The organism is Cupriavidus sp. 05T313 (assembly GCF_056396665.1).
In genome coordinates, this window is sequence record NZ_JBFTLX010000559.1 from 1 (window position 1) to 758 (window position 758).

Here is a 758-nt window from a genome sequence, read left to right on the forward strand (position 1 = left end):
AGGTCGACCTGCGCGGAGAAGGTTGGCGGGGCCTGTAGCCATTCGAAGATCTCTGGCGCCTGGCCCAGGGCGCGATCCATCGCCTCGTTCAGTTCTCGGCCGCACCGGCGCTGCAGCCCGGCCCGCGGCAGCCGGCGGATATCGGCAAGGCAACGGCACCCTAGTCCATCCAGCCATTCCAGGAATGGCCGTGCGGCGGGCAGAGTGCCGATGGCGAGCGCGCCGAGCCGGCGCTCCAATGCCTCGATCTTGAGGGTGCTTGCGCCACCGGCATGGGCCAACAGCCAGGCGCCCTGGGCTGTCGGAGCACAGCCGCGGGCCGCGCTGAAGCCCAGCGCGGCGACAGACGCGCGCATGCGGCGGCGAAACTGGCGGATGCCGCCGAACAGGCGCAGGCTGGCCGACACGTCTACCAGCACGGACGCTTCCTCGGCATGCACCACGTTGGGCGCGAACTGCAGGAACGCCATGGCCACGCGCTGCAGGGCGTCGGCCTCCTTCTCCGGGGCTCGATCGTACAGCAGGGTCTGCGGCGCGATGGTCAGCACACCGCCGCGGCGCATCTGCGGGCGGACGCCAGCCTCCGCCGCCAGGCGCGAAGCGAGGTGCACGCGTTCCTTGTCCAACACCGCCACAGCCAACTCAGTGGACCAATTCGGCCGGAAGACTTCGAGTGGCAGGGACGAGAGGTGCAGGCAGATCCAGAGGCGCAACATGACGGTGAAGCAGGATCGGCGACGGTTCCAGCAGGACGCGCA

Annotated in this window: 1 protein-coding gene; it reads right to left on the reverse strand. The window is 69.7% G+C overall.

Annotation, left to right across the window (positions count from 1 at the left end; genetic code table 11):
- Positions 1-635, reverse strand: a 635-nt coding sequence (locus AC1DKD_RS41745; protein ID WP_477144797.1) for a Y-family DNA polymerase, incomplete at its 3' end; no start/stop codon positions are given.
- Positions 636-758: the final 123 nt, after the last annotated feature.